At 66.2% G+C, this 1,970-nt stretch carries 1 protein-coding gene; it reads left to right on the forward strand.

Going from position 1 to position 1,970, the window contains the following annotated elements; translation table 11 throughout:
- The coding region (locus ACODTA_RS30270) for a cadherin-like domain-containing protein (protein WP_489071393.1) at window positions 1-1,970 on the forward strand (1,970 nt) is incomplete at both ends.

Here is a 1,970-nt window from a genome sequence, read left to right on the forward strand (position 1 = left end):
CTCACCTACAACCCCACCGCCAACTATAATGGCGGCGACACGATCTCGATCTCGACCACCGACAAGGGCGAGACGGGTAGTGGCGGATCGCAGACCGACAGTGACGCGATCACGATCAACATCAACGCGGTGAACGACGAGCCGTCGGGTGCGGACAAGTCGCTGACGGGCAGCGAGGACGATCCGCTGGTGTTCGCGACCGCGGACTTCGGGTTCAGCGATCCGGTGGAGGGCCATGGCTTTGCCGGCGTGGTCGTCTCGACGGCGCCGGGGCAGGGCAAGCTGTATGTCGATGCCGACGGCATTGGCGTGGGTGCGGCTGCGGTGCAGGTGAATGCGGGCGACTTCGTGTCGGCGGCCGACATCGCGGCGGGCCACTTCTACTTCCAGCCCGACGCGGACGAGTTCGGGGTCGACTATGCCAGCTTCACCTTCAAGGTGAAGGACAATGGCGGGACGGCGAACGGCGGGCAGGATACCGACCAGAGCGCGAACACGATGACGCTCACGATCGAGCCGGACAATGTGCCGCCGGTGGTGGACCTCAATGGCACCAAGGGCGGGATCAACTTCGCGGGAACCTATACCGAGAATGATCCGGGCATCGCGATCGGATCGAAGATCAGCGTGTCGGATCCCGATGAGGGACTGGGCGACCGGATCGAGAGCATGACGGTGACGCTGACCGACCGTGGGACGGGCGATACCCTGACCTTCGCCGATCCGCTCCCGGTGGGCTTCTCCGCGATCTTCACGAGCAATGCGGGCTCGATCAAGATCGAGATCAGCGGAACGGGCACGGGCGCGCAATATCAGGCGATCCTGAGCAGCGTGCGTTATGCCAACAGCACCGAGGAGCCGGCGGGTGCGGGTGCGGACCCGACGCGGACGATCACGGTGGTGGTCAATGACGGCCTGGTCGACAGTGCGGTGGCGACGGCGACGATCACGGTGCTCGACGTCAACGATGCGCCGACGGGCACGAGCAGCACGATCGGTGCGACCGAGGATACGGCGCGCGTGCTGAGCGCGGCGGACTTCGGCTATGGCGATGTCGATGGCGACGCGTTCGCGAGCGTGCGGATCGACAGCGTCACCGGCGGCAAGATCTACTACGATGCCGATGGCGCGGGTGGTGCGGCGCCGGTGCTGGCGACATTGCCGGCGAGCTATAGCGTGGCGGATCTGGCGGCGGGCCGGGTGAGCTTCGTGCCGACGCTGAACCTCAACGGGGCGGCGGCCGGATCGATCGTGTTCGCGGTGAAGGATGATGGCGGCACGGCCAATAACGGCCAGGATACGGACCAGAGCCCGAACACGCTGACGATCGACATCGCGGCGGTGAACGATGATCCGACGAACCTTGTGATCGACGATGTCGAGGTGAACGAGCTTGCGCCGGTGGGCACCCTGGTGGGCACGGCCTCGGCGTTCGACGTGGACGGCGACACGCTGACCTACAGCCTGTCGGGTGCCGGCGCGGCGCTGTTCACGATCGACGGCACCGGCCAGCTCAGGACGGCGGCGGTGCTCGATTACGCCACGGCCGCCAGCTACGACCTGGTCATCCGCGCCACCGATGGCGGTGGGCTCTTCGTCGAGATCCCGGTGACGATCCTGGTCAACGACACGCCGGTGGCCAATGGCGACGGGATCGCGGTCAACGAGGATGCGACGACGGGCAATCTGGCGGCGACCTTGCTGGGCAACGACACCGACGGCAATGGCGACGTGCTGACGATCAGCAGCGTGAACACCAGCGGCACGCTGGGCACGGTGATCTTCGATGCGGCGACGCAGACGCTGAAATATGTGGCGACCTCACCGGTGTTCGATGCGCTGAGCCCGGGCAGCACCGCGACCGACACGTTCACCTATACGGTGACCGATGATGGCGGGCTCGCCAGCACGGCGACGGTGACGATGACGATCACGACGCTGGCGGACGGCAGGAACGTCGTGGGCGGCGG

It is taken from the genome of Sphingomonas sp. FG14, from assembly GCF_057809675.1.